Source organism: Acinetobacter sp. ANC 4470 (assembly GCF_002135335.1).
Taxonomy (GTDB): domain Bacteria; phylum Pseudomonadota; class Gammaproteobacteria; order Pseudomonadales; family Moraxellaceae; genus Acinetobacter.
Map to the genome: position 1 here is coordinate 133,838 of NZ_NEGC01000006.1, position 24,294 is coordinate 158,131.

Below are 24,294 nucleotides of genomic sequence, written 5' to 3' on the forward strand. Positions count from 1 at the left end.
GCAAAAATCAATGAACCTTAAATCTGGAATTTATCAACATTATAAAGGGAATTTATATCAAGTTTTTCATGTGGCAACACACAGTGAAACAGGTGAAAAGCTGGTGGTCTATCAGTGTTTATATGGTGATTATTCTATGTGGGTGCGTCCATTAGAGATGTTTCAAGAAACGGTTACTTTATCTGATGGTCAAGTGCTACCACGATTTAAATTGATTCAAGAGACGGCTTAAATATAGTTTTTATTATAGATAAGTTAGGCTCAGAACAACCGCTAAAGATTAGGACATCTGATATGAGCATGAGTTTACTATTTCAACAACGGATGCAAGAGTTGTATCAAAGTTTTATCAAATTTGATGCTTTACAAACTGACCGTATTAAGCGTTATCGAAATATTGAACCTGACTCTGCATTATTTTTAGCCATGCAAATTCGGATCCAGCAATCTAAAAAAATTCTAGAGATTGGTACTTCGACAGGTTATTCGACTTTATGGCTAGCCAATGCTGCGAAAGAAACGCAAGGTCATGTGACAACTCTCGAAATTGATCAATCACGTACAACAAAAGCAAAGAAATATGCTCAAGAATTAGCATTGGATGATGTAATTGATTTTTGGGTAGGTGATGCTCAAAACTTTCTTGAAAATAGTGTAATGCAATATGATTTTATTTTGTTAGATGCAGAACGTATTGCTTATGTTGATTATTGGACCTATCTACAAAATATGATGAATCCGAAAGGGGGTGTTTAAATGGTGGATAATGTGATTTCTCATACGGCAGAAGTTAAAAAATTTATTGAGTTAGTAACAAATGATGAACGGTTCATGACGATGATACTATCTATAGGGGCAGGTATATTTATGGTTGCTTATAAACAATCTTCTAATCTTGTCTGTGGTTAGATTGCTTGTATAAAGCATTTATCAATCAGTATAGATTATATTAATTTGAAAATAATATAATTGAAGGTTTCCTGCATTATACAAGTGATCTAATACTTTGAATTATTCATTTTCTGAGTTTACTGAATTGAAAGCCGCGTAAAATGTACATCATATTCTAGGTATTTGTGTACAAAGGCTGTTTTATCACTACAACGCAACAAATTATTATAAATAAATTCAGGGACAGGGTAGTACAGCTCTCCCGAGCCATTATTATAAAAAATTTTTAAATAGCGTGAAGATGCATTGTATTTATAAGAAGTTACCATAAGTATTGTTTCCATAAGCAACTCCTTTTTATTGTTTATTTACAGACTTCTATGCTACCTCTGTTTCATTTAAAGGTAATTAAAAAGACTTAATGGATGTATAGCAAATTTGTAACTAAAAAATAAAATGAAGCAGAGAGGTGCAATATGCAAAAATAATAAATTAAAGCAAGCTCTATTTTAAATTATTGATTTTTTATAATTTCATATAATGTTACTTATATACTTAAATCTGTATATCAAAAAGTTATGCAATGAGATAAAACTGATAAGAATTATACTATTTCTTCTCTCATAATAAAGTTTGATAAAAAAGGTATTGGCATGAAAATGAATGAGCTTTTTAACCTAAAAGATAAAGTCGCTATTGTTACAGGCGGTGCGGATGGTATTGGTAAGGCAACGGCATTACTTTTAGCAGAAGCAGGTGCGCATATTGTTATTGGCGACTTAAATATGGAAAAAGCTCAAAAGGTGGTGGAAGACGTTGAGCAAATAGGCGTACGAGCTTTAGCTGTGCAATGTAATGTTTTAGATGATCTGAGTTTGGTTAATCTTGTTGATTTAACCGTGCAAACTTTTGGTACGGTCAATATTCTAATTAACAACGCAGGCGGTGGAGGTGGAGGACGTGAAAATCCTTTTCAAATTACCATTGATGACATTAAGCGTGATTATGAGCTCAATGTATTTAGTGGCTGGCGCTTAAGTCAGTTATGCGTACCGCATATGAAAAAATCAGGTTATGGTTCAATTGTGATTACTTCTTCAATGTCTAGTAAAAATGCCTCTCCAAATATGAGTGGATATGGAGGATCTAAAGCTGCTGTCAATCATATGGTTGCGAACCTAGCCTTTGATTTTGGTCCAGAGGTTCGAATTAATGCAGTTGGCCCTGGTGCAACGCGAACCGCTGCTTTGGTAAGTGTGCTGACCCCAGAGATTGAAGAGAAAATGTTGCAGCATACACCCATAAAAAGACTGGGAACGGCAGACGATATTGCAGGAGCAATGTTGTATTTTGCCTCGCCAATTTCAGCGTGGGTGAGTGGACAAACTATTTTTGTAAATGGCGGCGGTGTTCAGACTTTAGATTAGATTCTAGTTTGATAAAATTAATAAAAATTTAAGCAACTTAGATTAGCAATAAAAAAACCACGCTAGAAAGCGTGGTTTTTGAATCAGTTCAATCTAATAGAAATTAGATTTTACCCACTAGGTCAATTGAAGGCGCTAAAGTTGCATCGCCTTCTTGCCATTTAGCTGGGCAAACTTCACCTGGGTGAGCGTGAACATATTGAGCTGCTTTAACTTTACGAAGAAGTTCAGAAGCATCACGACCAATACCACCAGCGTTGATTTCAACGATTTGGATTTTACCTTCAGGATCGATTACGAAAGTACCACGATCAGCAAGGCCAACAGATTCAATTAATACTTCAAAGTTTTTAGCAAGCGTCCAAGTTGGATCACCAACCATTACGTATTCAATTTTTTTGATTTCTGCTGAAGAATCGTGCCAAGCTTTATGCGTGAAATGCGTGTCAGTAGAAACTGAAAAGATTTCAACGCCTAATTTTTTGAATTCAGCGTAGTTGTCTGCAAGGTCACCAAGTTCAGTTGGGCAAACAAAAGTGAAGTCAGCTGGATAAAAGAAGAATACAGACCATTTGCCTTTAAGATCAGCTTCAGTCACTTCAATAAATTGACCGTTGTGGAATGCTTGTGCTTTAAATGGTTTAACTTCTGTATTAATTAAGCTCATCATTATCTCCATGATCGAGGTTTGTATTTAATTTCTAAAAGAATAGCGAATTTTTTGTTATTGATGAAACAGTATTTTTACATTATTGAAATCGGAAAAACCGAATTAAATATTGTGAAGTTTACTATTTCATCAAATCTGATCTTTTTATTGATTAAGCCATGTAAAGATGATGGCTTAATGACAAAACATCAGTTTTTCGGCTTGCCTTAGAAGATGAAGGCTGGCTATCTAAAATTCAAGGGTAAGTTTTTAAAAAAGTAGATTTCTTTTTGAAGATCAAATCGTTTTTGCGGTGAATTATGACAGTAAATATAAATTGTTAGATCGTTTTATATGGTTTATGAATGTGATGGTCTACGAATTTCAATAGCCTATTTAAACTTAGATCGTGAGCTGTTCTGATGTTTTTGAATATTCTTTGCATTAAATGCAATGAATAAATATTGCGTTGTCTTTCTCTCGAGAGCGTTACAGCGTAAAATGTGCAGTTCAATTTTTTGTTTTGGGATATGTTATCTGTGTTAAGTCATTTAAATGTAGATCAATGGGTCATGGCGCGTGACCATCATCGTTTAAATCGACTACGCAAAGGTAAAGATGCCAGTGAGGCGCAATATCAGGAACTTTTTGAAAAATCCAATCATAAAGTCCGTGAACGTCTATCACGTCTCCCAAATATTCGACTGAATCAAGATTTACCCGTGACCCAATCTGCGGATCAGCTCATTAAAGCGATTCAACAACACCAAGTGATTATTGTGGCAGGGGAAACGGGGTCGGGGAAAACCACGCAGTTACCACAAATTGCCATGCTGGCTGGACGTGGTTTAACAGGTATGATTGGTCATACCCAACCACGTCGACTGGCTGCACGTAGCGTATCACAGCGTATTGCCGAAGAAGTTGGTGAAAAACTGGGTGAATCGATTGGTTTTAAAATCCGTTTTAATGAACAAGGTTCGCAAGACTCTATCGTCCGTTTAATGACGGATGGTATTTTACTGGCTGAACTGACAAATGATCGCTATTTAACCAAATACGACACCATTATTATTGATGAAGCGCATGAGCGTTCGCTCAATATCGACTTTATCATGGGGTATTTAAAACAACTCCTGCATAAACGTCGTGATTTAAAAGTCATCATTACTTCAGCAACTTTAGATGTGAATCGCTTTAGTCGTTACTTTTTTGATGCCCCTGTTTTTGAAGTAGAAGGACGAAGCTTTCCAGTAGAGCTTCGTTATCGTCCCATTTCAGAAATGACCATTGGTGGTAGTGATGACGATGAATTTGACGACTTTGAAGAAAATTTGCCGCGTGCAGTGGTTCAAGCGGTAGAAGAATGTTTTGCTGATGCTCAAGAAAAAGGACATCCTGAACATGCAGATATTTTAATATTTGCCAGTACAGAACAAGAAATTCGCGAGCTACAAGAAACCTTACAAAAGCATGGTCCACGACATACGGAAATTTTACCGTTATATGCTCGCTTAGCATTGGCTGAACAACAAAGGATTTTTAGTCCGGGTGGTGGTGGACGACGTATTATTATTGCCACCAACGTGGCTGAAACGGCTTTAACTGTGCCGAATATTCGCTATGTTATTGATAGCGGGTTTGCCCGTATTTCACGTTATAGCTATCGTTCACGGGTACAGCGTTTACCGATTGAGGCTGTATCTCAAGCCGCAGCGAATCAGCGTAAAGGGCGTTGTGGTCGTATTGCACCGGGTGTGTGTATTCGACTGTATTCAGAAGATGACTTCCAAAGTCGCCCTGAGTTTACCGAACCAGAGATTAAACGAACCAATCTTGCCTCGGTGATTTTGCAGATGCAAAGTCTCAATTTGGGAGATTTGGAAGCTTTTGACTTTATTGAGCCGCCAGATCATCGCTTGGTCAATGATGGACGGAAGTTGCTGCTTGAACTTGGGGCAATGAATGAGAAGAAGTCTGAATTGACGAAAATCGGTCAAATGATGGCAAAGATGCCAATTGACCCACGTTTGGCACGAATGATTTTAGGCGGTGCACATTTTGGTGTCTTGAATGAAGTGCTGATTATTGTGGCTGCACTTGCTGTGCAAGACCCACGTGAACGCCCGAATGATAAACAAACCCAAGCCGACCAAAAACATGCGTTATTTAAGGAAGGCGATTCAGACTTTTTGTTCTACATTAAGTTATGGGAAACCTTACAGAATAACCGTGAATCGATGAATGAAAATAAGCGTCGTAATTTCGCGCGTCAGCATTTTCTCAGTTGGTTACGTTTGCGTGAATGGAAAAAAACGCATGAACAACTCTCTGAATTGGCTCAGGGTTTAAAGCTTTCATTTAATGATAAAAAAGCCAGTTATGAAAACTTACACCGTGCTTTATTGACAGGGCTACTTTCGTTTATTGCCAATAAGACCGATGAAAAAAATGTCTATATGGCTGTTCGTCAGCAAAAAGCCCGTATTTTCCCTGCATCGACTTTACATAAAGGTGGAGCATCTTGGGTGATGGCATTTGAGATGGTGGAAACCTCACAAGTGTATTTACGGACTTTGGCGAAAATTGAACCTGAATGGATTTTGCTTGCTGCACCTGATTTGTTGAAGCATCACTATTTTGAACCGCATTGGTCGAAAAAAGCAGGTATTGTGAATGCCTATGATCAAATTTCATTGTTTGGATTGATTATTCAGCCAAAGCAGTTAATGAATTATGAAAAGGTTGATCAAGCCGCAGCTCATGAAATTTTCCTGCGAGATGCTTTAACCACAGGCAATTTAGGTATTACACCACCATTTTTAAAACACAATTTGCAGAAACTAGAAGAAGTAGAACGTGTTGAAGACAAATTACGTCGTCGTGATTTGGTGGTGGATGAAGAAACCATTTATCAATTCTATGCTTCCAAAGTACCTGAAGATGTGGCCAGCCGACGTGCTTTTGAAGATTGGCGAGCGACGATAGAACCGCAAAATCCACGTTATTTATTTGTGGATGATGATGCGTTGTGGATGAATGATCGTCCGACCACGCAGCAATTCCCTGATTATCTACACAATGGTTCATTGCGTTTCGCTGCAAGTTATCGCTTTGACCCAAGTCATGATGAAGATGGCGCCAATGTTAAAATTCCTGTACAGGCTTTGCCGCAGGTCGATGAAAATATTTGGTCATGGGGAATTCCCGGCTGGCGACAGGATTTGATTGAAGCATTATTAAAATCTTTGCCGAAAGATAAACGCCGAAATTTAGTGCCTATTCCTGATACAGCGCGTAAGTTGATGAAAGGCATTGATGCCGTTCATTTGCATGAACATATTTTTAGTTATTTGGCATTTCAACTGCGTGGGGAACAAATCACAGCAAAAGACTTTAGTTTTGAGCGTATTGATCAGTATTTGTTGCCATTCATTAAAGTGATTGATGAAAAAGGGCATGTGATTGAACAAGGGCGTGATTTAGTCGAACTGAAAGCACGTTGCCGCACGGAAACACATAGCCCTGTCAAACAGCTTAAAGGCGAATTTAAAGCTTTCCCTGAAAGTTTTACCTTTGAAGCATCGCAGAAAGTGACAGGGGTGATTGTTAAGCAATATCAAGCTTTAGTTCCTGTTAAAGCATTTGCAGAGCTGGATGCAAAAGATGAATCTGGTGTGGTGATTCAAACTTTTAATGATCAAGCAGAAGCGATTCGTCTGCACCGCGAAGGGGTGATTCGTCTAGTTTATATGCAGTTGGGGGATTTGAGTCGTCAACTGAAAAAACAGATTTCTAAACCGCTGGCTTTGGCATATTCCCCATTGGGTGACAAAGCACAGTTAGAACAAATGTTAGTTTATGCCACACTACAGATGTCAATAAATGATCTTCCTGTCAATGCTGAAGAATTTCAAAACTTAATTTTAAATGTAAAAAAATCTTTCCTTACGCAGGGACAAGAGGCATTATCCATATTGAGTGATATTTATATCCAATGGCAGGATATCCGTCGGAAATTGTTGGTTTTAGACGATTCTCTGTTTGGAAAAAATATAGATGATGTTGAAGATCAGCTTGATTTAATGAATCTTTCCAACTGCGTATATGTCAAATCTTCAGACATATGGCAGGAGTTTCCACGTTATTTAAAGGCTTTGGTCTTGCGTTTAGAGCGCTTGCCAAATAACCTACAAAGGGACAATTCTGCCATTGATCAAGTTGATCCATGGATGGAAAAATTATTTAAGTTTAAAAATGATGCTCGCCTAAAAGAACTGTACTTCATGATTGAAGAATTTCGCATTTCTTTGTTCTCACAGCCAATGAAAACAAAGATGCCTATTTCTCCAACCAGATTGCAAAAAGTATGGAATCAATTGGGCATCGGTTAACATAGTGCGATATTAGTAGGAGTTTTACATGGGCATTCGTATTACAGGTACAGGCTTATATCATCCAGAAGAAGCCATTAGCAATGAAGAGTTAGTGACCAGTTTAAATGCTTATGTGGAACTGTTTAATCACGACAATGCTGATAAAATTGCAGCGGGTGAAATAGCCGCACGTCGCGGTTCAAATGCTGAATTTATTGAAAAAGCATCTGGTGTTAAAAGCCGTTATGTTGCTGATAAGTCAGGTGTGTTAGACCCAAAACGTATGTATCCACGTTTACGTGAACGTAGTAATGATGAGCTTTCTATTCAGGCAGAATGGGGCGTGACTGCGGCTAAACAAGCGATGGAAAATGCAGGGGTAACTGCAGAAGATATCGATGTGGTTATTCTGTCATGTTCAAATATTCAACGTGCTTATCCTGCGGTTGCAATTGAAATTCAATCTGCTTTGGGGATTCAAGGTTACGCTTACGACATGAATGTGGCATGTTCTGCTGCAACATTTGGTTTAAAGCAAGCCGCTGATGCCATTAAATGTGGCGCACGCCGTGTATTGCTAGTTAATGTTGAAATCACCTCCGGTCATACCGATTTCCGTTCACGTGACTGTCACTTTATTTTTGGTGATGTTGCGACTGCGTCGATTATTGAAGATACGACCACCAAAACTGGTTTTGAAATTGTAGATACGCATTTGTTTACCCAGTTTTCAAATAATATTCGCAACAACTTCGGTTACTTAAACCGTAGTGAAGATGCAGTGGTAGATGACAAATTGTTCCGTCAGGATGGTCGTAAAGTCTTTAAAGAAGTTTGCCCATTGGTGGCTAAAATTATTACCACTCAACTTGAGAAAAATAGCATTGCACCAAGCAATGTGAAGCGTTTTTGGTTACATCAAGCCAATGCCAGTATGAATGATCTGATTTTAAAATATGTAGTGGGTAAAGATGCTGATCGTGCGCTTGTACCGATTATTCTAGATGAATTTGCTAACACGTCTTCTGCTGGTGTAATCATTGCATTGCATCGTACTGCAGACGAAGTTAATGATGGTGAATATGGTGTACTGTGCTCATTCGGTGCAGGTTATTCTGTTGGGTCGATTCTTGTACAAAAACATGTTGTTGGCTAAGTCATAAAGAATACTACGTGGGTCATCATACCTTTATGTTGTGATTGATTCGCCGATGATTATTGTACTTATACAATAAAAATAAAATGGTTGTGGTCAGTATTGCTGACCATAGCCATTTTTATTTGCCGATCTGACGTAATTATATTTTTCAATTTATATCCAACCCAAATTCAATGCATATTGAACGATTAAAAGATTTTCATGACTAAATTCAACAACAAATGTGTTGAGGATGAGAACATTTTAAAAGGTGAAAATATTTGATTTTTGAAATTGGTATAGCCTTGTTTATGTGAGATCTATATTTTTTATAATTGAATATCAAATAATTAAGTATAAATTCTGGTCAGCTAGGTTTGCTTAAATTCTCTCTTCGGCATACATTATCTTCACGATATATTATTAAATTCACCGTGAGATGTGAGTTCAATGTGAGGCGAGTATGGAACAGGGTTGTTTAGTACCGCAGTACCCATTCATTGCGAAACAGTTATTTAGAGTTTCTAAAAGTCTAAATGAAATTTTTCAGGATCAGCTCAATATTGTCACTGATCTAAATGCTCAAAATATGTTTCGTGTCGATCAAGAACGGCATTGTGTATACATCGCAAATGGTTTGTTTCAACTACAGTTTTCTGCACCTACATCAGTTCAGAGCAGTATTTTATGTTGTGATTTTAATTATGTGGGGCAAAAAGCAGAATTGGTTGAAGAATTTATATTGCATGATCTGTATTTTTTAACTGGTGATTTAAAACCACAACATTCCCTCTTTCTGCGTCAAAAGGCTCAACAGTTTCGGCAAGTTTTACTAGATCAAGTTTATGTATGGATCAATGGTGCTGAGCGGGTCAGTATTTTTTTGAAACAGCTTTCTTTGCTTCAAGCTGAAATGATTGATCATCTGATGATGAAGGCTGATTTTTATCAGTCTACCGTCTTGACTGATTGTGTGATAAATAAAACCCCAGTACCTGAATATATTATTAAAATTGTGCAAGAGATTTGTTCTATTCAAGGTGTTTGTGCGGATGAGGTTCTACCGATACAGCCTTTGATGGAATGTTTGGATGATTTTTGTTTTAGTGCAGCTCAATTTTTACCTCGCCCCATGTATCGTATTTTGGCATTGTCATTTGCAGAGCGCTTTAATTTAAATGAGTTAATCGAACATCAAGATGATATAAATTTGCTCTATCGTCATGCAGAAGAGAAAAGTCATTTATTAGGTTTTGTTCGTTTAATGCGACGTGAACTGTGGCAACGTGATGATTTATTATCAAAGCATAATTTTCTTGACCTGAGCACGACTGTTTGGCAAAAGAAGGTGGCAAAACTGCCATTATTTGATTATCCACGTGCTGTGAACTGGTTGTTTAAGCAATCAACTGAAGTATTGGATTGGCTTAGCGAAAATATTCAACAGAGCAGTGTGAGAGTTGCTGTAACTGCACTTAGTTTTGTTGATAGCAGTCAGATGCATCCACAGATTATTTTGGCGACTTTACAATATTTTCAGCATTCATCTGCACGTATGTTTATTCAGAGTTGCCATTATTTTGCCATGCAAGAAGCATGGTTCGAACATGAAAAGAATTATACAGTCATCCTAAAAGGGCAAAAACAATCTATTGATGATCATCGCATCGCCATAAATCCTTCTATTTTGTACTTGGATGAATGGATGGCATTGATGCGGAATGTCGCGAAAACGGATGCTCAAATGACTAAACATATCTATCTGCGTTTAAGTCGAGTCATGCAAGCGTATATGTTGCATCTGCATAAAATAACGCAATCTTTATCTGATGATCTTATGGACTATATTCACCCAGAAACGCATCAAAATCGTGATTTTTATACGGTATTACAGCGCTATAAAATACAGTTGGATGAGTTTAGGCAAATTTTTTATGTACGTGGTCGCTATACTCGAGTATCGGTCTTTGATGCGTATGTTCGCGATTATTTGGTTGATTATTTTACAGATAACAAAATCGTGCCTAAAAATACCACCTGGATCGGTCTGTTTCATCAAGCCGTGCATTGGCATGATCAAATCCAAACACAAGAAATGATGAACAAGTTAAAGAAAAATTTCGCCTTAGCGGTATGGCAACCCATCACATTAAGCAAAAGAATTCAATTTTCAGATTGGTGTTTTGAAGAGCTGGCAAATTTAGAGCGAATTATTGAAGAATCTAAACGATATCATCATTGTTTAGCTGCCAGTTATGCACAGCATATTGTTGATAGGGAGTATGTGGCTTTTCATATGTCATCTCAGGCGGTTCAACAACACATGACTTTAGGTTGCTATGTTCGAGATGGGAAGCTGGTCTATGATCAGTTGGAATATTCCAATAACCGTAAAGCAGAAGCGCTGGTTGTGGATGTTGCAGTGCAATTTATTGCTTGGTTAAATTCACAATATGGTTGCTTAAGTGACACCTCATGTCGTTAAACTTTTTTCTGGGCTTAACTTTTGTGGAAAAAATCGGTAGGCTATAGCCGTTAATTTATGGTTATAGGTCTTATGAAACAAGAAACTGCACTCAAGCTTTTAAAAGCGGGCGAAAATGTCTTTTTAACAGGTTCGGCTGGTGCAGGGAAAACCTATACACTCAATCAGTACATCAACTATTTGAAAGCACGTAAAGTACCTGTCGCGATTACCGCTTCAACAGGTATTGCTGCAACACACATGAATGGGATGACTATTCATACGTGGGCAGGCATTGGTATCAAGGATTTTTTATCTGATGCCGATCTAAAAAACATGAAAGAGCGTAAGTATTTAAAAGAGCATTTAGAAAATGCCCAAGTGTTGATTATTGACGAAATTTCAATGTTGCATGCCAAGCAACTGAACTTGGTTAATCAAGTTCTAAAATATTTTAAAGAAAGTGATGAAGCCTTTGGTGGGGTTCAAGTCATTGTTGCGGGTGATTTTTTTCAGCTGCCACCTGTTGGTAAGAAAGATGAAAATAATCGTGATAAGTTCTGCTTTATGTCAGATGCTTGGGTTGAAGCGAAATTTCGGGTCTGTTATTTGACCGAACAACATCGTCAGGGCAATGATTATTTAAATGACATCTTAAATGCTATTCGTAGTCAAAGTATTACTACGGAACATCTGCAAGCTTTAGAACAAACCAATCAACAAAATATTGGTGAAACTTTTACTCGTTTATACACCCATAATATGGATGTCGATGCGATTAACTTTAAACATTTAAATGCAATTGAGGCGGATGGTCGCCAATTTGATGCGGTATGTGATGGTAATGATAAGCTAATTGAAACCTTGAAATCTTCAGTTCGAGCGCCTGAAAACTTAACCTTAAAGAAAAATGCCAAAGTGATGTTTGTAAAAAATAACTTTGATATGGGCTATATCAACGGCAGTTTAGGTGAAGTGATTGGTTTTGAAGAAGACGATGATCATGGCATTTTACCAAAGGTAAAGCTTACCGATGGCACTGTACTTGTGGTAGAGCCTGAAACATGGTCGGTGGATAATGATGCAGGGAAAACCATTGCCAGTTTTCAGCAGATTCCACTGCGCTTAGCATGGGCTATAACCATTCATAAATCACAAGGCATGACCTTAGAAGCTGCGGAAATCAACCTGAGTCATACCTTTGAGAAAGGGCAAGGTTATGTCGCAATATCGCGACTCAAAGCCTTAAGTGGCTTAAAACTGCTCGGAATTAATCAACAGGCACTTGAATTAGACAGTTTAGCCATTAAAGCAGATCGCCGCTTTCAGGAATTGTCAGATGAAGCAGAAACTCACTTTGAGTCGATTGATTTAATCCCTCAACATAAAGCGTTTATTCGTCACTGTGGTGGAACGTTGAATGAAACTGAAATTCAGCGCAATGAAAAGAAAATTTCAAAAAGTGCGGGCAAAACCAATTATGCCACTGCAACACTTGATGAAACACGTGAGCTTTTTGAAAAAGGCTATGAAATTCAAGATATCGCTGTTGAACGTGGATTAACCCCTGCAACGATTATTAATCATTTGGCCAAACTGCATAAAGAACAAGGTTTAGATATTGCTGTGGCCCATCCGGGGGATGAAGTGGTTGAGCAAGTACGTAAAATTTATAAGCGCTTAATGAAACGTCAAAGCGCTGAAAACTTTAGTGAAGAAGGGTCAATTAAACTACGTCCTATTGTAGAAGCGACTACCCCACGTATGGGTTATGATCAGGTACGTTTAGCCCTGCTTTTTGTCGAATAGTATTGATGGTGATTGGTTGAAAGTACTTCAATTTAATATGAATATTTAGAAAATTTCATATATAAAGACTTAAGTTGCGCTACACTGAAAAAATCTTATTCAACAGCAACGCACGGATATGGAATTCAACGCGTGGTACAAGCTTCGCAGATTTGTTTATGATAATTTGCATAACGATGACTATGAAAGTACTTTTAGTCGCTACGTAAACGTCTTTCTTATTTTATTGATCATTGCTAATACAATTGCAGTTTTACTTGAGTCGATTAATGATATTTATCTGTCGTACCAACTGTACTTTGATGCTTTTGAATTATTTTCCATCTTTATTTTTACAGCCGAATATTTATTACGATTTTGGGCAATTGCTGAAAAAAACCAGTTTAACAGTGCATGGCAAAATAGATGGTTGTGGGTACGAAGTGGTGGTGCAATCATCGACTTACTTTCCATTTTACCCGCATATATTAACTTCTTTGTGCATATCGATTTACGTTTCCTACGAATTCTCAGATTATTTAGGTTGCTCAAACTGACGCGTTATTTTGTATCGTTACAAATTTTATTGCGTGTGATTGAACGTGAAAAGGGCTCATTTCAAGCGGTTATTTTTATTTTATTGATTATGATTGTTATGGCAGCAGCTGGGGTGTATGTCGTTGAAAATAAAGCACAGCCAGAAGTATTTAGTTCAATTCCTGCTTCTATGTGGTGGGCAGTAGTCACATTAACCACTGTGGGCTATGGTGATGTTACGCCAATTACGCCGTTGGGTAGGTTTCTTGGAGCATTAATTACGATTTTAGGTGTCGGTTTAGCTGCACTTCCAGCAGGTATTTTGGCGAATGGTTTAGCGAGTGAGCTTGAACTGCGTAAGCAAAAGTTGGAATTAAAATTTCGTGAACTTTTACAAGTCGCTGAAATTGATTTTTTTGCTGATGAAGAAAAAATTGAAAATTTACGTAAAGAAGTCGGCCTTACTGTTGAGCAAACGCAGGATATTTTATTACAGCTCATTCGTGAGAGTAAGGAAGAAGAACTAGAGCAAGAAAGGAATAAATATTGTTTCTGCCCGCATTGTGGGCATAAGCTGCCTGATTAAAGTTTTAGCTTCATGGGGCTTTGTTACACAACCCTATCCGTAAGTGCTTATTCACTCATATACATCTCAGATGAATGAACCTGTACCTAAAATATATCGAACAACTAATTGGTCAATCTATAACAAGTCCCTGATCCATCGTGGAAATATCACGATTTGATGCGAATACTCAATGGTATGCAAAATCAAGTGAGAAACAAGGAAGGAATCAAACCTATTCTAGATGTTGCAATCCAATGCTGTTTAATAATTAAATCACTATTTCTGCTTTCTTTACGCATGGTCAGGTTATCATCGACGAAGTTTGGTGGAAACCAAGATGCACTGTATTAAATTATTAGGCGATAAATTGTCAGCAAAGTATTTTTAAGTTAGGTCAATGAAATTCATGCCCGTATAGCCGCACTTAATAAATTCACTGAATTAGGGAGACCTCATACCCAAGTTGTGCCTTAAGCTTCAAGAGGCTCGAGGAAATTCAGCTTTTAAATGTTTGTGCAACAAAGCCACAGTAATACACCAGTGACAGTAAACACAGTTTACGTTGGCATGATATTCTAAGAATTAGTAGTGATCTGTTAATATGTATTCAGTCTAAATACGCCCTTTGGCTTGAATCGCAAAAAAGCGTCCGTAGATTCAACCATTTTTTGCACATTGTTAACATAGAAAACAAAAATGAGAGATTTACTAAATGCTTTTTAGAAAAATATTATGGCTAACTATTCAATCATCGTTGGAGTTATTGCATTTTGGAGTGGAGTAAAAGTTCAGCAAGCTCGGTATGATGATCTTTGTCTTGATCTTGGTGGTGGTCGTAATCCTAACAATTATCTAATCTGTGTTGTAGAAAATGTTAGCGATGCTTTTTGGATTGGACCAATTCGGGTGACACATCATGACGTTGTTGAAGTCGTGCGTGAAGAAGATAAAAGAATTTATATCAAACTTAAACAGAATATTGCGAAAGTGCTATCGAGCTATACAAAGCAGTCGGTGGGGCAACAACTTGAACTTAGGCTTCATGATCACGTGATAAATTCCGTTCAGATTGCAGAACCCTTGCAGACAGGAGAAATCCTTATTGTTTTGACCTCTATTGAAGATGCTAACCAGCTTGAAGCATTGTTAGCATCGCCAGCATTGAAAAAACTTCAAATGATTGATTCTAAAGTGATAAGAACTAAATAGATCAATGATCTATAAAAATAGCCTCTAAGAAAAAGGCTATTTTTATTTTGAAATACGGTACTACAATAAATTATGCCGCTTCAGTCAGCTCCGTACGTACTTTTTTTGCCATTTTTATTAATGCAGAATGCTGTTTCAGCTTTCTAATAATATTCTTCCGTAAATTTAAGTTTAGGTTTTGCACCCACACGTGGGTAGCCAAGAATATGAGGAGTAATCGTCATAATGTTTTTCTAACAGGACATGCTTTTCGTTGAAAATATCATCGAATAAAATCAAACATGAAACGAGCTAATGAATTTAATGCTAAGATGAAATGTATTCATTAGTGTAAATTTCATTGGTTCTTTGTTCATGTTAGAAATTCGTCATTTGAAAACTTTAATTGCATTACGCGAACACGGTTCATTGGTCGCTGCTGCTAATGATTTATGTTTAACGCCTTCGGCCATTTCACATCAATTGAAAGAATTAGACCATTGGTATGGCGTAGAAGTGGTCAATCGTCGTAGTAGACCTGTTACATTTTCTAATGTAGGGCAACGTATACTTAAGCTCGCTGATGATATTTTGCCACAAATTCAAATTACTCAAACAGATATTACCCGAATTGTGCATGGTCAGACGGGACGGATTATTTTTTCATCTGAATGTCATAGTTGCTTTGATTGGCTCATGCCTTTATTGAATCAGTACCGTCATATGTATCCTGATGTGGATCTAGATTTTGCTTCAGGTTTTGAATCAAATCCACATGAACTTCTGCAAAATGCAGAATTTGATATGTTGATTACCGCTGATCCTATCGCCTTAAAAGGTATTGAATATTTTCCGATTTTTGAATATGAATCACGCTTGGTCTTGTCCAATACACATCCTTTGGTTAGAGCGGAACGTATTACAGTGCAAGAGTTGGCAGAAGAAACCTTAATTACCTATCCAGTGGATAAGCACCGTTTAGATATCATGGCTAAATTATTTATTCCAGCCAATATCTTGCCGAAGCATATTCGCACGACCGATTTAACCCAAATGTTGATTCAATTAGTTGCAAGTGGGCGTGGTATCGCTGCTTTGCCTGATTGGGTAGTGAATGAATATGAGCAAAAAGGTTGGGTGACTTCCCGTCGTTTAGATTGTGTTTCATCTACAGGATTACGCCGTACTTTATACGCAGGTTATAGAACGGAAGAGAAAGAAAAAAGTTACTTTGAGGGCTTTTTAAAGCAACTGGCTAAGTTCTCTCAAAAGCGTAATCAGTACTATTCTGCATAAATAGGATTAGTCTTAATTTGGAATATTAGATAACTTACATAAATTAAAAAATGCTCAATATGCGATTCTTTAGAACCAGCACTACCTCATTTGATTGATTCAGTTTTTATGCCTTTGTGTAGGCATTACTCTACTTTTGAAAGGTCAAAATGAGGAGCTTAAAATATATTTTGAGTCCGCAAGAAAAACCTTTTTTCCCATACACGACATCCTGAGCAAGTTTTTAAGCACTGCTTTAAAATTCAGCGCAAGGATGGGAAACGTGTGGCATTCATGCCACACTCACGAATCCAATACCTGCTAAATTTTGGTTTTAAGAACGATTTGCATTGATCGAAAAATGACTTATTAAAGAAGTCTATTGAGATGATCAAAAAACAGATGAGTTAAAGGATAGGCTCATTTGTTTTTCATACTTTAAGATTAAAAAATTTGATTAGTTATTTGATATATAAAAATAAATATAGAAAATTTTATTTTTAGATACTGTGATTTTAAATTTAATATGTAGATCACAGATCTTTTAATCTTGCTGGAATTTTAACGAGCCCAAATAACAGCACATTTTTTTATGAATATCCAATAAAGAGTGTCAGTATGCCAGCAGCGATTAAAGGGCCAACGGGAACACCGCGTAAGACAGCAACGCCAGCAACGGTACCAATGAGCAAGCCTGCAACTACATCAGGCTGATTGGTCATGAGTTTAACGCCACGTCCACCGAGCCATGCCACTAAAAGACCAATTGCGATTGCAAGTAAGGACTTCCAGCTCATAAATGATTTTAAAATAGCTTCACCTGGAATTTTTCCACTGGCGATGGGTGTTAGTACACCAATGGTCAGAATAATGATGCCAATATTTAATCCATGTTGTTGCAAATAAGGAAAAAACTCACTGAGTGGGGTAATTCGAAAAACAATCAGTACTCCAGCAGCAATCGTGATAGCACTATTATGGCTAAAGATACCACAAGCTAATAAAATCAAGAGCACGATGAGATTTAAATCTAAATTGGACATTACTTTTGCTGGGGATAAGGAAAGATCATATCTATTGTATAGGGTTTTAAACTTAGATTTGCTTTAAAGCGCTGGAACAATAAAATTAGTCTTCATTTCAGTATAGAATGCGCCTTTCATGATAGTTAAAAGGTTCGTTTATGTTCTTGGAGAAAATGTTGCAGTCGCAAGGTTTTGGTTCACGCAAACATTGCCAACAGCTCATAAAAAATGGAGCGATTGCCATCCAAGGTGAGGTTATGAGTAATGCAAAACATAAACTGGATCTGAATCATTTAAATTTTTCGGTCTATGGTGAAAGTTTTGAGTATCGTGAAAATATTTATATTGCCTTAAATAAACCACAAGATTATGAATGTTCACATCAGGCAACGCATCATTTCAGTGTATTTGATTTATTTGATGATGTATTGATGAACCGTGGTTTGCAATGTGTCGGTCGTTTAGATCAGGACACCAGCGGCCTTTTATTATTGACAGATGATGGTCAATTTCTACAAGCCTTAACGCATCCGAAAAAACACGTCGCGAAAGTATATCGAATGCAAACGGCCGATCCTGTGACCGAACAACAAATGCAGCAATTGAGACAGGGTGTCGAGTTACGCAATGAATCGGGGAGCTTTGCTGCAACAGATGTGATTAAGATTGCAGAACATGAATTACAGATGACCATCCATCAGGGGGTTTATCATCAAGTTAAGCGAATGTTGGCTGCTGTGGGAAATAAAGTTGAACAGTTGCATCGTCAGCAAATTGGCGCTTTAGAACTTCCAGATTTAGAACAAGGGAAGTGGATTTATCTGACTTCAGAACAAGTTGAGCTTGCCAAAACACGCATGTCTATTTAAGGAAACAATGATAAGTTTGAAACTCATCATCTTTGATGAAGCCCATTTGTTCATAAAGTTGATGTGATTGATAATTATTTTTTTCTGTTTGTAGGCTAATTCGTTGTGCATTTTCATGTCTTGCAAATAAAATTGCAGTATCAATCAGTTGTTTTGCTGAACCCTGACGACGATAAGTTGGGGTTACATAAACATCGTCTAAAATATAATAGGTCGAGCAAGCCACGGAAGAAAAGCCCATATACAGTAAAATAAAACCAGTCAAAGTATCATCTTTTACATGAATAAAAATAACACTTTCTTTATTTTGAAAGCGTTGGTTTAAAAATTGATAGGAAAGGCTTAGATTTGAAGATGCGCCGTAAAATTGTCGGTATTCATCGAATAACACAGCAAGTGGGTGTAAATCTTCTAAAGTTGCACGTCTTACGATCATCTGATACTCCATGTTTTTATTATCTTTGCATGAAGCATACCTAAGTTTTTACGAGATTTTTTTAAATTTTGTTTATAAATGCAACACTGTTAAGTTTTGTCACTTTCACCCAAAATCGCATTTAGCTCTTCAAATAAGTCTAAATGATCGTCATCTAAAATAAATTCTTGATCGGTAGCGGTAGATTGTTCTGTATCACTATTTAAAGTATTTTGCAGCTGCTTTAATTTACGAATTTTATTGAGTTGATCTAGATTTATGCTCTGATTCTCAATTGAAAAAGGAATGGATTTAGTTAAAACGACTTGTTTAAAGAACAGTCGAACGGCTTGTGCAGGCGTAATCCCCAATTGCTTAAATACAGCAAAAGCATACTTTTTTTCTTGGGAGTCAAGTCTTATTTGATAAACTTCAGTTTTTCTCATGATTTTTTGCTTACATCTAATTACTTAACTTTTCAGCATTTATTTTAATCAAATCTAATGTAATTTCAACACTCATACACTCTTTTTATGAAAATATTTTGTAATGACAAGCATATTACAATGTCAGTTCGAAATGTGACGAAAATTCCATTTCTTGTAAAGTAATCGGATCATTAAAGCGAATATGCTTTGCAAGAAGCTGAAGGGGTGCTGAAAAATCATCTTCCCTTTTATGTTGCACTGCTGGGTAGAAGGGATCATTTTTTATTGCAATACCTAAGCTATTTAAATGAACGCGTAATTGGTGCTGTTTTCCCGTAATCGGTTGCAGTCGATATTTGCCCCAAATCGTATTGTGTTCGAGTAAATCAATTTCCGTTTCACTATTTACAATTCCAGCAACGACTTTCATGGTGTAGAAAGGTTCACCTTTTTGCATTCTTAAGCGTGTATAACAAGGAAATGTTAAATCTGCATGAAAAGGTGCGATGGCATGATAGGTTTTTTGAACCTCACGCAGCGCAAACATCTGTTGATAGATTGCTCGTGTGGCGACTTGCTTAGAGAATAAAACCACGCCCGCTGTTTCGCGATCTAGACGGTGAATAGGTGTTAAAAACTCATTGCCCGTTTGTTTTTTTAGACGAACCAAAAGCGTTTCTTGGACGTATTGCCCTGTTGGGCTAATGGTTAAAAAATGTGGTTTATCGATCACTAATAAATGTTCATTTTCAAATAAAATTTCATGCTCAAAGGGAACATGGATTTCATGTGCTAAAAAACGATAGTAAAACACATGACTATTTTCAATATAGGGTGAGTTAAAGTTTAAGATATTACCAAGAGCATCATAAATTAAACGGCTACTAAAGCGTTGTTGCCATTCATTTGCTGCAATATGTGGAAATTGCTGACAGAGATATTGATAGAGACTTTGAGGTGTAGGCAAAATTTGAGGCAAAAACACTTTGCTTGCACTTACGCCATTGAGCATGGGGGGAGTAAATTCAGTCTGGGTCATGTGATGTATCGTGCGTATCAATCAATAAAAAATTACAATGAAATGTAGGAAAAGTTACACATTTAGAAGTGCGAGCATGGGCAATAAAGCGGTGCGATGCTATCATAATTGTTCTTTTGAGTTTTGTCGTGAGTAATATGCAGTATTCATTTAATTTAAACCTAAACAATGAAGACGATACCCAAAATTTAGCACAGGTTTTGGCACAGCATTTTACCACGGGTGTGGTTTATTTAATTGGTGATTTAGGTGCAGGGAAAACGACGCTGACACGCTATTTTTTGCAAAATTTAGGGCATAAAGGCGCGGTTAAAAGTCCAACTTATACTTTGGTTGAACCCTATAATGTTAATGGTAAAGATATTTTTCATTTCGATTTATATCGCGTAAATGATCCTTATGAACTTGAACTAATGGGGATTCGTGATTATTTAGATACGCCTGATGCACTATTTTTATTTGAGTGGCCATCTAAAGGTGGCGATGAAATTCCGCAACCGGATTTGATTATTAATATTGAAAAATCTGAAGATGAGCTGACGCGTACAGCCCATTTGAGTTTTTCATCAGCAGCCCTCAAACAAGCATTAGAGAGTCAATTGAACAATGCGTGATGATTTAAGCGAACGTCGTATTCATACTCTTCATCCTGCGTTAGCCAATCAAATTGCCGCAGGTGAGGTGATTGAGCGTCCTGCATCAGTGGTGAAAGAGTTATTAGAAAACTCGATTGATGCAGGCGCGACAGAACTGATTGTTCGTGTTGAGCAAGGCGGCAGCACCTTAATTGAAATTATTGACAATGGTCGTGGTGTACATCCTGAAGATTTAGCCTTAGCAGTTATGCGGCATGCCACCAGTAAAATTCAAACTGCGGATGATTTACAAGCCATTATGAGCTTGGGGTTTCGTGGTGAGGCATTGGCTTCCATTGCTGCCGTTTCACGTTTAACTTTAACCAGTAGTCAAAATAATGATGGTATTGGTTATCAAGTGGAAGTGAATGGCACTGCTTTTGATTATCAAGAAATTCAAGCTGTAGCGACTCAACAAGGAACACACATTCGTGTGCAAGATCTTTTTTTTAATGTGCCTGCTCGGCGTAAATTTTTAAAAAAGCAGGGCACTGAGTTTGGACATATTGAAGAAATCGTACGTCGTTTGGCACTCACACATTTTAATATTCGCTTTGTGCTCGAACATAACAATAATATTCGTTTGAACTTGCCGATTGCGGATAGTGGTGAATTGCGTTTTCAACGCGTTCAACAATTATTAGGTCGGGCATTTACCGAAAATGCCTATTGGATTGATGCTGATAGCATCAGTATGCGTTTATCTGGATGGTTAGGTCATCCATCCGATGCACGTGGGCAAGCAGATTTACAGTATGTCTATGTTAATGGACGGATTGTGAAAGATAAAACCATTTCACATGCGCTACGTATGGCTTACGATGGTATTTTACATGGACATCAGCATGCTGGATATTTACTTTTCTTAGAAGTTGATCCTGAAAATATTGATGTTAATGTGCATCCAACCAAAAATGAAATCCGTTTTTTAAATCAACGTGAAGTACATGAGTTTGTCCGTCATTATGCCAAAGAGACACTTGCTCAATTTCAAACAGCAAGTATTGATTTAGCCCAAGCCATGAAAGTGCAAGATCACGTTGTACATGCTCAAACTCAACATCCGCGTTATCAGGAGCAATTTCAATTGCATCGGACTGCAGAGTCTCAACAGCCTATGATGTCGGTTGAGTCATCTGCTGAATTATTAACGGATTTTAATGCCAGTAGCCCACAAACTGTGCAATATTCAGCAGCATCTTCGCAAAGCAGTTATGTAGGCTCACAACAGGTAAATAATGCCCTGAAAAGTTATCTATCTCCCTTGCGAGATGGCGTAACAGCAAATTCAGCAGATATAGAACTGAACCAGTTTGAGCAAAACTCAGCAGTAAAGGTGGATGAGCATCCTTTGGGTATTGCAATTGCACAATTGCATGGCATTTATATTCTTGCGCAGAACATTGAAGGTTTAATTGTTGTGGATATGCATGCCGCACATGAGCGCATTGTATTGCAACAAATGAAAGCTGCGTGGGATAAACCTGAATTTTGGACATCACAGCAATTGCTTATTCCTAAAGTGATTAGCATTAGTCGTATGCAAGCCATGCGAGTTGACGATTTAAAAGATCAGCTTGCGCGTTTAGGTCTTGAAATTGATCAATATGGTGATGAACAGGTGATTGTACGCGGTGTGCCCGCTATTTTACATAAAGCCAATTTTGAATCTTTATTACCTGAATTATTAAATGATTTAGATCCAAATGATGAGGCTCAAGGCTTATTACAAAAACGTGATCAAATCTTAGCGGGCATGGCATGTCATGGCGCAGTTCGTGCCCATCGAATCCTTAGCCTTTCAGAAATGAATGCTTTGCTACGTCAAATGGAACAAACCGAATTTGCCAGTCAGTGTAATCATGGACGTCCAACTTGGCGTGCATTTCCACTTTCACAATTAGATAAACTTTTTGCTCGAGGAGAGTAGTTGTACATGTCAAATCAATTGCCGGTCATCAATTTAATGGGACCAACTGCAAGTGGTAAAACCGCTTTGGCATGTGAGCTGTATGAACAAGGTCATTTTGAGCTTATATCCGTCGATTCTGCACTGGTTTATCAGGATATGGACATTGGTACCGCAAAGCCGACGAAAGAAGAGCAGGCGCGTTATCCGCATCATTTGATCGATATTATTACTCCTTTAGAAGTTTATTCAGCAGCACAGTTTGTAGAAGATACTTGTGTGTTGATTGACGACATGCATGCACGTGGAAAAACGCCGATTTTAGTCGGAGGAACGATGCTGTATTTCAAGGCTTTGTTAGAGGGCTTGTCGAGTAATTTACCAAGTGCAGATTATGCAGTCCGCGCTGAAATTGAAGCTCAAGCGGAGCAACAGGGCTGGGATGCCGTTTATGCCGAGTTATGTAGCGTAGATGCATTGGCAGGTGAAAAATTTAAGATCAGCGATAAACAACGAATTATTCGTGCATTAGAAGTGTTTAAACTCACTGGGCAGCCGATTACAAAACTACAAGCTGAACAACCCAAAAATGTACCATATCGTTACACTTTTCATAATCATGCTTTACTGCCAGATCGTGTAGAATTACATAAACGTATTGAAAAACGTCTTAAAACTATGTGGGATATCGGATTTTTGCATGAAGTGGAAATGCTGATTGAAAAATACGATTTAAATGATAATTTACCCTCAATGCGTTCCGTAGGTTATCGTCAAGCTATAGAATTTATACAAAAAAGTGACCAAAGTCGTGGAAAACGACAAGAAATGGAGGATAAATCTTTATTTGCGACACGACAACTTGCAAAACGTCAATATACTTGGTTAAGATCTTTGCAAGAGTCGCATAATTTTAAAACATATTTGACGATAAAGCAGGCTCAAGAAGACTTGCGAAACTGTTACGGATAAAGCAAAATTTAGTAACTATCTTTTTTATAATTTTTAATTGAAAAATAGAGATAGTTTTTGCGCTGATTTTTAAATTTTTTGGAGTTATAACATGTCTAAAGGTCAAACTTTACAAGATCCGTTCTTGAATTCTCTCCGTAAGGAACGTATCCCTGTTTCTATCTTCCTTGTGAATGGTATTAAATTACAAGGTCATATTGAATCTTTTGACCAATATGTAGTTTTATTAAAAAATACTGTAAGCCAAATGGTTTACAAACATGCAATTTCTACTGTTGTTCCTGCACGTAACCCACGTCCTGCTGGTGCTCCTGCTGGTGCTCAAGGCGCTGGTGGTTTTGGTGCTACCCAAAGCACTGGTGGTGGCTTCGGTGGTCAACCTGGCGGCTTCGGCGGTCAACCTGGCGGCTTCGGCGGTCAAGGCGGCTTCGGCGGTCAAGGTAGCTTTGGCGGTCAACAAGGTGGCTTCGGCGGTCAACAAGGCGGCTTCGGCGGTCAACAAGGCGGCTTCGGCGGTCAAGGCGGCTTCGGCGGTCAGCAAGGTGGCTTTGGTGGTCAATCAAATACTGGTTTTGACGGTGAAACTAAATTTGAAGACTCTCCAGAAGACGAAAATAATCGTTAATTGTTGATTCATAAAAAAACCTCTCCTTGTGAGAGGTTTTTTTATGAAAAAATTATATTTGTATATTAAAAAGTGT

General features: G+C 37.6%; 20 protein-coding genes and 4 pseudogenes. 18 read left to right on the top strand and 6 right to left on the bottom strand.

All coding sequences use genetic code 11. The features are described from left to right. Positions 1-10 precede the first annotated feature (10 nt). Positions 11-232 carry a DUF1653 domain-containing protein gene (locus tag B9T25_RS10500; protein WP_004648713.1) on the top strand — a complete coding sequence of 74 codons (222 nt, stop codon included), beginning with the start codon at positions 11-13 and terminating at the stop codon, positions 230-232. Between the two features lie 62 nt (positions 233-294). Continuing rightward, positions 295-909: pseudogene (locus B9T25_RS10505) on the top strand (O-methyltransferase). Positions 910-1,028: 119 nt separating this feature from the next. Here B9T25_RS10505 and B9T25_RS10510 read toward each other — a convergent pair. Beyond that, the gene (locus B9T25_RS10510) at positions 1,029-1,235 is read right to left on the bottom strand and encodes a KTSC domain-containing protein (RefSeq protein ID WP_086188372.1); all 207 of its coding nucleotides are present in this window, start codon (positions 1,233-1,235) and stop codon (positions 1,029-1,031) included. 309 nt (positions 1,236-1,544) lie between these two features. Here B9T25_RS10510 and B9T25_RS10515 point away from each other — a divergent pair, with 309 nt between their 5' ends. Next, positions 1,545-2,318 (top strand): glucose 1-dehydrogenase, encoded by a 774-nt coding sequence (locus tag B9T25_RS10515; protein WP_086188373.1) that lies wholly within the window; start codon positions 1,545-1,547, stop codon positions 2,316-2,318. Between the two features lie 103 nt (positions 2,319-2,421). On the opposite strand, the gene ahpC is transcribed toward B9T25_RS10515, so the two are convergent. Further along, a complete protein-coding gene (gene ahpC, locus B9T25_RS10520) occupies positions 2,422-2,985 on the bottom strand; it encodes an alkyl hydroperoxide reductase subunit C (RefSeq protein WP_086188374.1) in 564 nt (187 codons plus the stop codon). A gap of 512 nt (positions 2,986-3,497) precedes the next feature. Between ahpC and hrpA the strand changes: the two genes are divergently transcribed. The 10 genes and pseudogenes from hrpA to B9T25_RS10560 all read left to right on the top strand — a co-directional run bounded on the left by hrpA (position 3,498) and on the right by B9T25_RS10560 (position 16,322). Continuing rightward, positions 3,498-7,361: an ATP-dependent RNA helicase HrpA gene (gene hrpA, locus B9T25_RS10525; RefSeq protein WP_416202363.1), complete on the top strand. Its 3,864-nt coding sequence runs from the start codon at positions 3,498-3,500 to the stop codon at positions 7,359-7,361. Between the two features lie 28 nt (positions 7,362-7,389). Continuing rightward, positions 7,390-8,499, top strand: a complete 1,110-nt coding sequence (locus B9T25_RS10530) for a beta-ketoacyl-ACP synthase III (RefSeq protein WP_086188375.1) — start codon at positions 7,390-7,392, stop codon at positions 8,497-8,499. Between the two features lie 10 nt (positions 8,500-8,509). After that, positions 8,510-8,633: pseudogene (locus B9T25_RS14875) on the top strand (glycerol acyltransferase); the annotation flags it as partial. Between the two features lie 311 nt (positions 8,634-8,944). Continuing rightward, a complete protein-coding gene (locus B9T25_RS10535) occupies positions 8,945-10,966 on the top strand; it encodes a hypothetical protein (RefSeq protein WP_086188376.1) in 2,022 nt (673 codons plus the stop codon). Between the two features lie 72 nt (positions 10,967-11,038). Next, positions 11,039-12,754 (top strand): AAA family ATPase, encoded by a 1,716-nt coding sequence (locus tag B9T25_RS10540; protein ID WP_086188377.1) that lies wholly within the window; start codon positions 11,039-11,041, stop codon positions 12,752-12,754. Positions 12,755-12,872: 118 nt separating this feature from the next. Then, positions 12,873-13,856 carry an ion transporter gene (locus B9T25_RS10545; protein ID WP_086188378.1) on the top strand — a complete coding sequence of 328 codons (984 nt, stop codon included), beginning with the start codon at positions 12,873-12,875 and terminating at the stop codon, positions 13,854-13,856. Positions 13,857-13,926: 70 nt separating this feature from the next. Further along, a pseudogene (locus B9T25_RS14880) lies at positions 13,927-14,141 on the top strand (transposase); the annotation flags it as partial. Then, positions 14,137-14,312, top strand: a pseudogene (locus B9T25_RS14885) (IS5/IS1182 family transposase); the annotation flags it as partial. The pseudogenes B9T25_RS14880 and B9T25_RS14885, both read left to right, overlap by 5 nt. Before the next feature lie 258 nt (positions 14,313-14,570). After that, on the top strand, positions 14,571-15,047 hold the full coding sequence (locus B9T25_RS14460) for a hypothetical protein (protein ID WP_143222469.1): 477 nt from the start codon (positions 14,571-14,573) through the stop codon (positions 15,045-15,047). Between the two features lie 354 nt (positions 15,048-15,401). Then, the gene (locus B9T25_RS10560) at positions 15,402-16,322 is read left to right on the top strand and encodes a LysR family transcriptional regulator (RefSeq protein WP_086188379.1); all 921 of its coding nucleotides are present in this window, start codon (positions 15,402-15,404) and stop codon (positions 16,320-16,322) included. Between the two features lie 569 nt (positions 16,323-16,891). Here B9T25_RS10560 and B9T25_RS10565 read toward each other — a convergent pair. Continuing rightward, the gene (locus B9T25_RS10565; protein WP_086188380.1) at positions 16,892-17,344 is read right to left on the bottom strand and encodes a DUF441 domain-containing protein; all 453 of its coding nucleotides are present in this window, start codon (positions 17,342-17,344) and stop codon (positions 16,892-16,894) included. Positions 17,345-17,484: 140 nt separating this feature from the next. On the opposite strand from B9T25_RS10565, the gene B9T25_RS10570 reads away from it, so the two are divergent. Next, complete coding sequence (locus B9T25_RS10570; RefSeq protein ID WP_086188381.1) at positions 17,485-18,195, top strand: pseudouridine synthase; 711 nt, start codon at positions 17,485-17,487, stop codon at positions 18,193-18,195. On the opposite strand, the gene B9T25_RS10575 is transcribed toward B9T25_RS10570, so the two are convergent. From B9T25_RS10575 to B9T25_RS10585, 3 genes are all read right to left on the bottom strand, one after another. After that, positions 18,188-18,631, bottom strand: coding sequence for a GNAT family N-acetyltransferase (locus B9T25_RS10575; protein ID WP_086188382.1), 444 nt, complete (start codon positions 18,629-18,631; stop codon positions 18,188-18,190). The two genes, B9T25_RS10570 and B9T25_RS10575, sit on opposite strands and share 8 nt — an antisense overlap. An 89-nt stretch (positions 18,632-18,720) precedes the next feature. Beyond that, entirely contained in the window at positions 18,721-19,056 is a 336-nt protein-coding gene (locus tag B9T25_RS10580; protein WP_086188383.1) for a type II toxin-antitoxin system RelB/DinJ family antitoxin, read from the bottom strand. A gap of 115 nt (positions 19,057-19,171) precedes the next feature. Then, a complete protein-coding gene (locus tag B9T25_RS10585) occupies positions 19,172-20,077 on the bottom strand; it encodes a pseudouridine synthase (protein ID WP_086188384.1) in 906 nt (301 codons plus the stop codon). Between the two features lie 137 nt (positions 20,078-20,214). Between B9T25_RS10585 and tsaE the strand changes: the two genes are divergently transcribed. The 4 genes from tsaE to hfq all read left to right on the top strand — a co-directional run bounded on the left by tsaE (position 20,215) and on the right by hfq (position 24,218). Beyond that, complete coding sequence (tsaE, locus tag B9T25_RS10590; RefSeq protein ID WP_086188385.1) at positions 20,215-20,691, top strand: tRNA (adenosine(37)-N6)-threonylcarbamoyltransferase complex ATPase subunit type 1 TsaE; 477 nt, start codon at positions 20,215-20,217, stop codon at positions 20,689-20,691. After that, positions 20,684-22,642 (top strand): DNA mismatch repair endonuclease MutL, encoded by a 1,959-nt coding sequence (gene mutL / locus B9T25_RS10595; protein WP_086188386.1) that lies wholly within the window; start codon positions 20,684-20,686, stop codon positions 22,640-22,642. Before tsaE ends, mutL begins: the two co-directional genes overlap by 8 nt. A gap of 6 nt (positions 22,643-22,648) precedes the next feature. After that, entirely contained in the window at positions 22,649-23,593 is a 945-nt protein-coding gene (miaA, locus tag B9T25_RS10600) for a tRNA (adenosine(37)-N6)-dimethylallyltransferase MiaA (protein WP_086188387.1), read from the top strand. A 91-nt stretch (positions 23,594-23,684) separates the two neighbouring features. Further along, positions 23,685-24,218, top strand: coding sequence for an RNA chaperone Hfq (hfq, locus tag B9T25_RS10605; RefSeq protein ID WP_086188388.1), 534 nt, complete (start codon positions 23,685-23,687; stop codon positions 24,216-24,218). Positions 24,219-24,294: the final 76 nt, after the last annotated feature.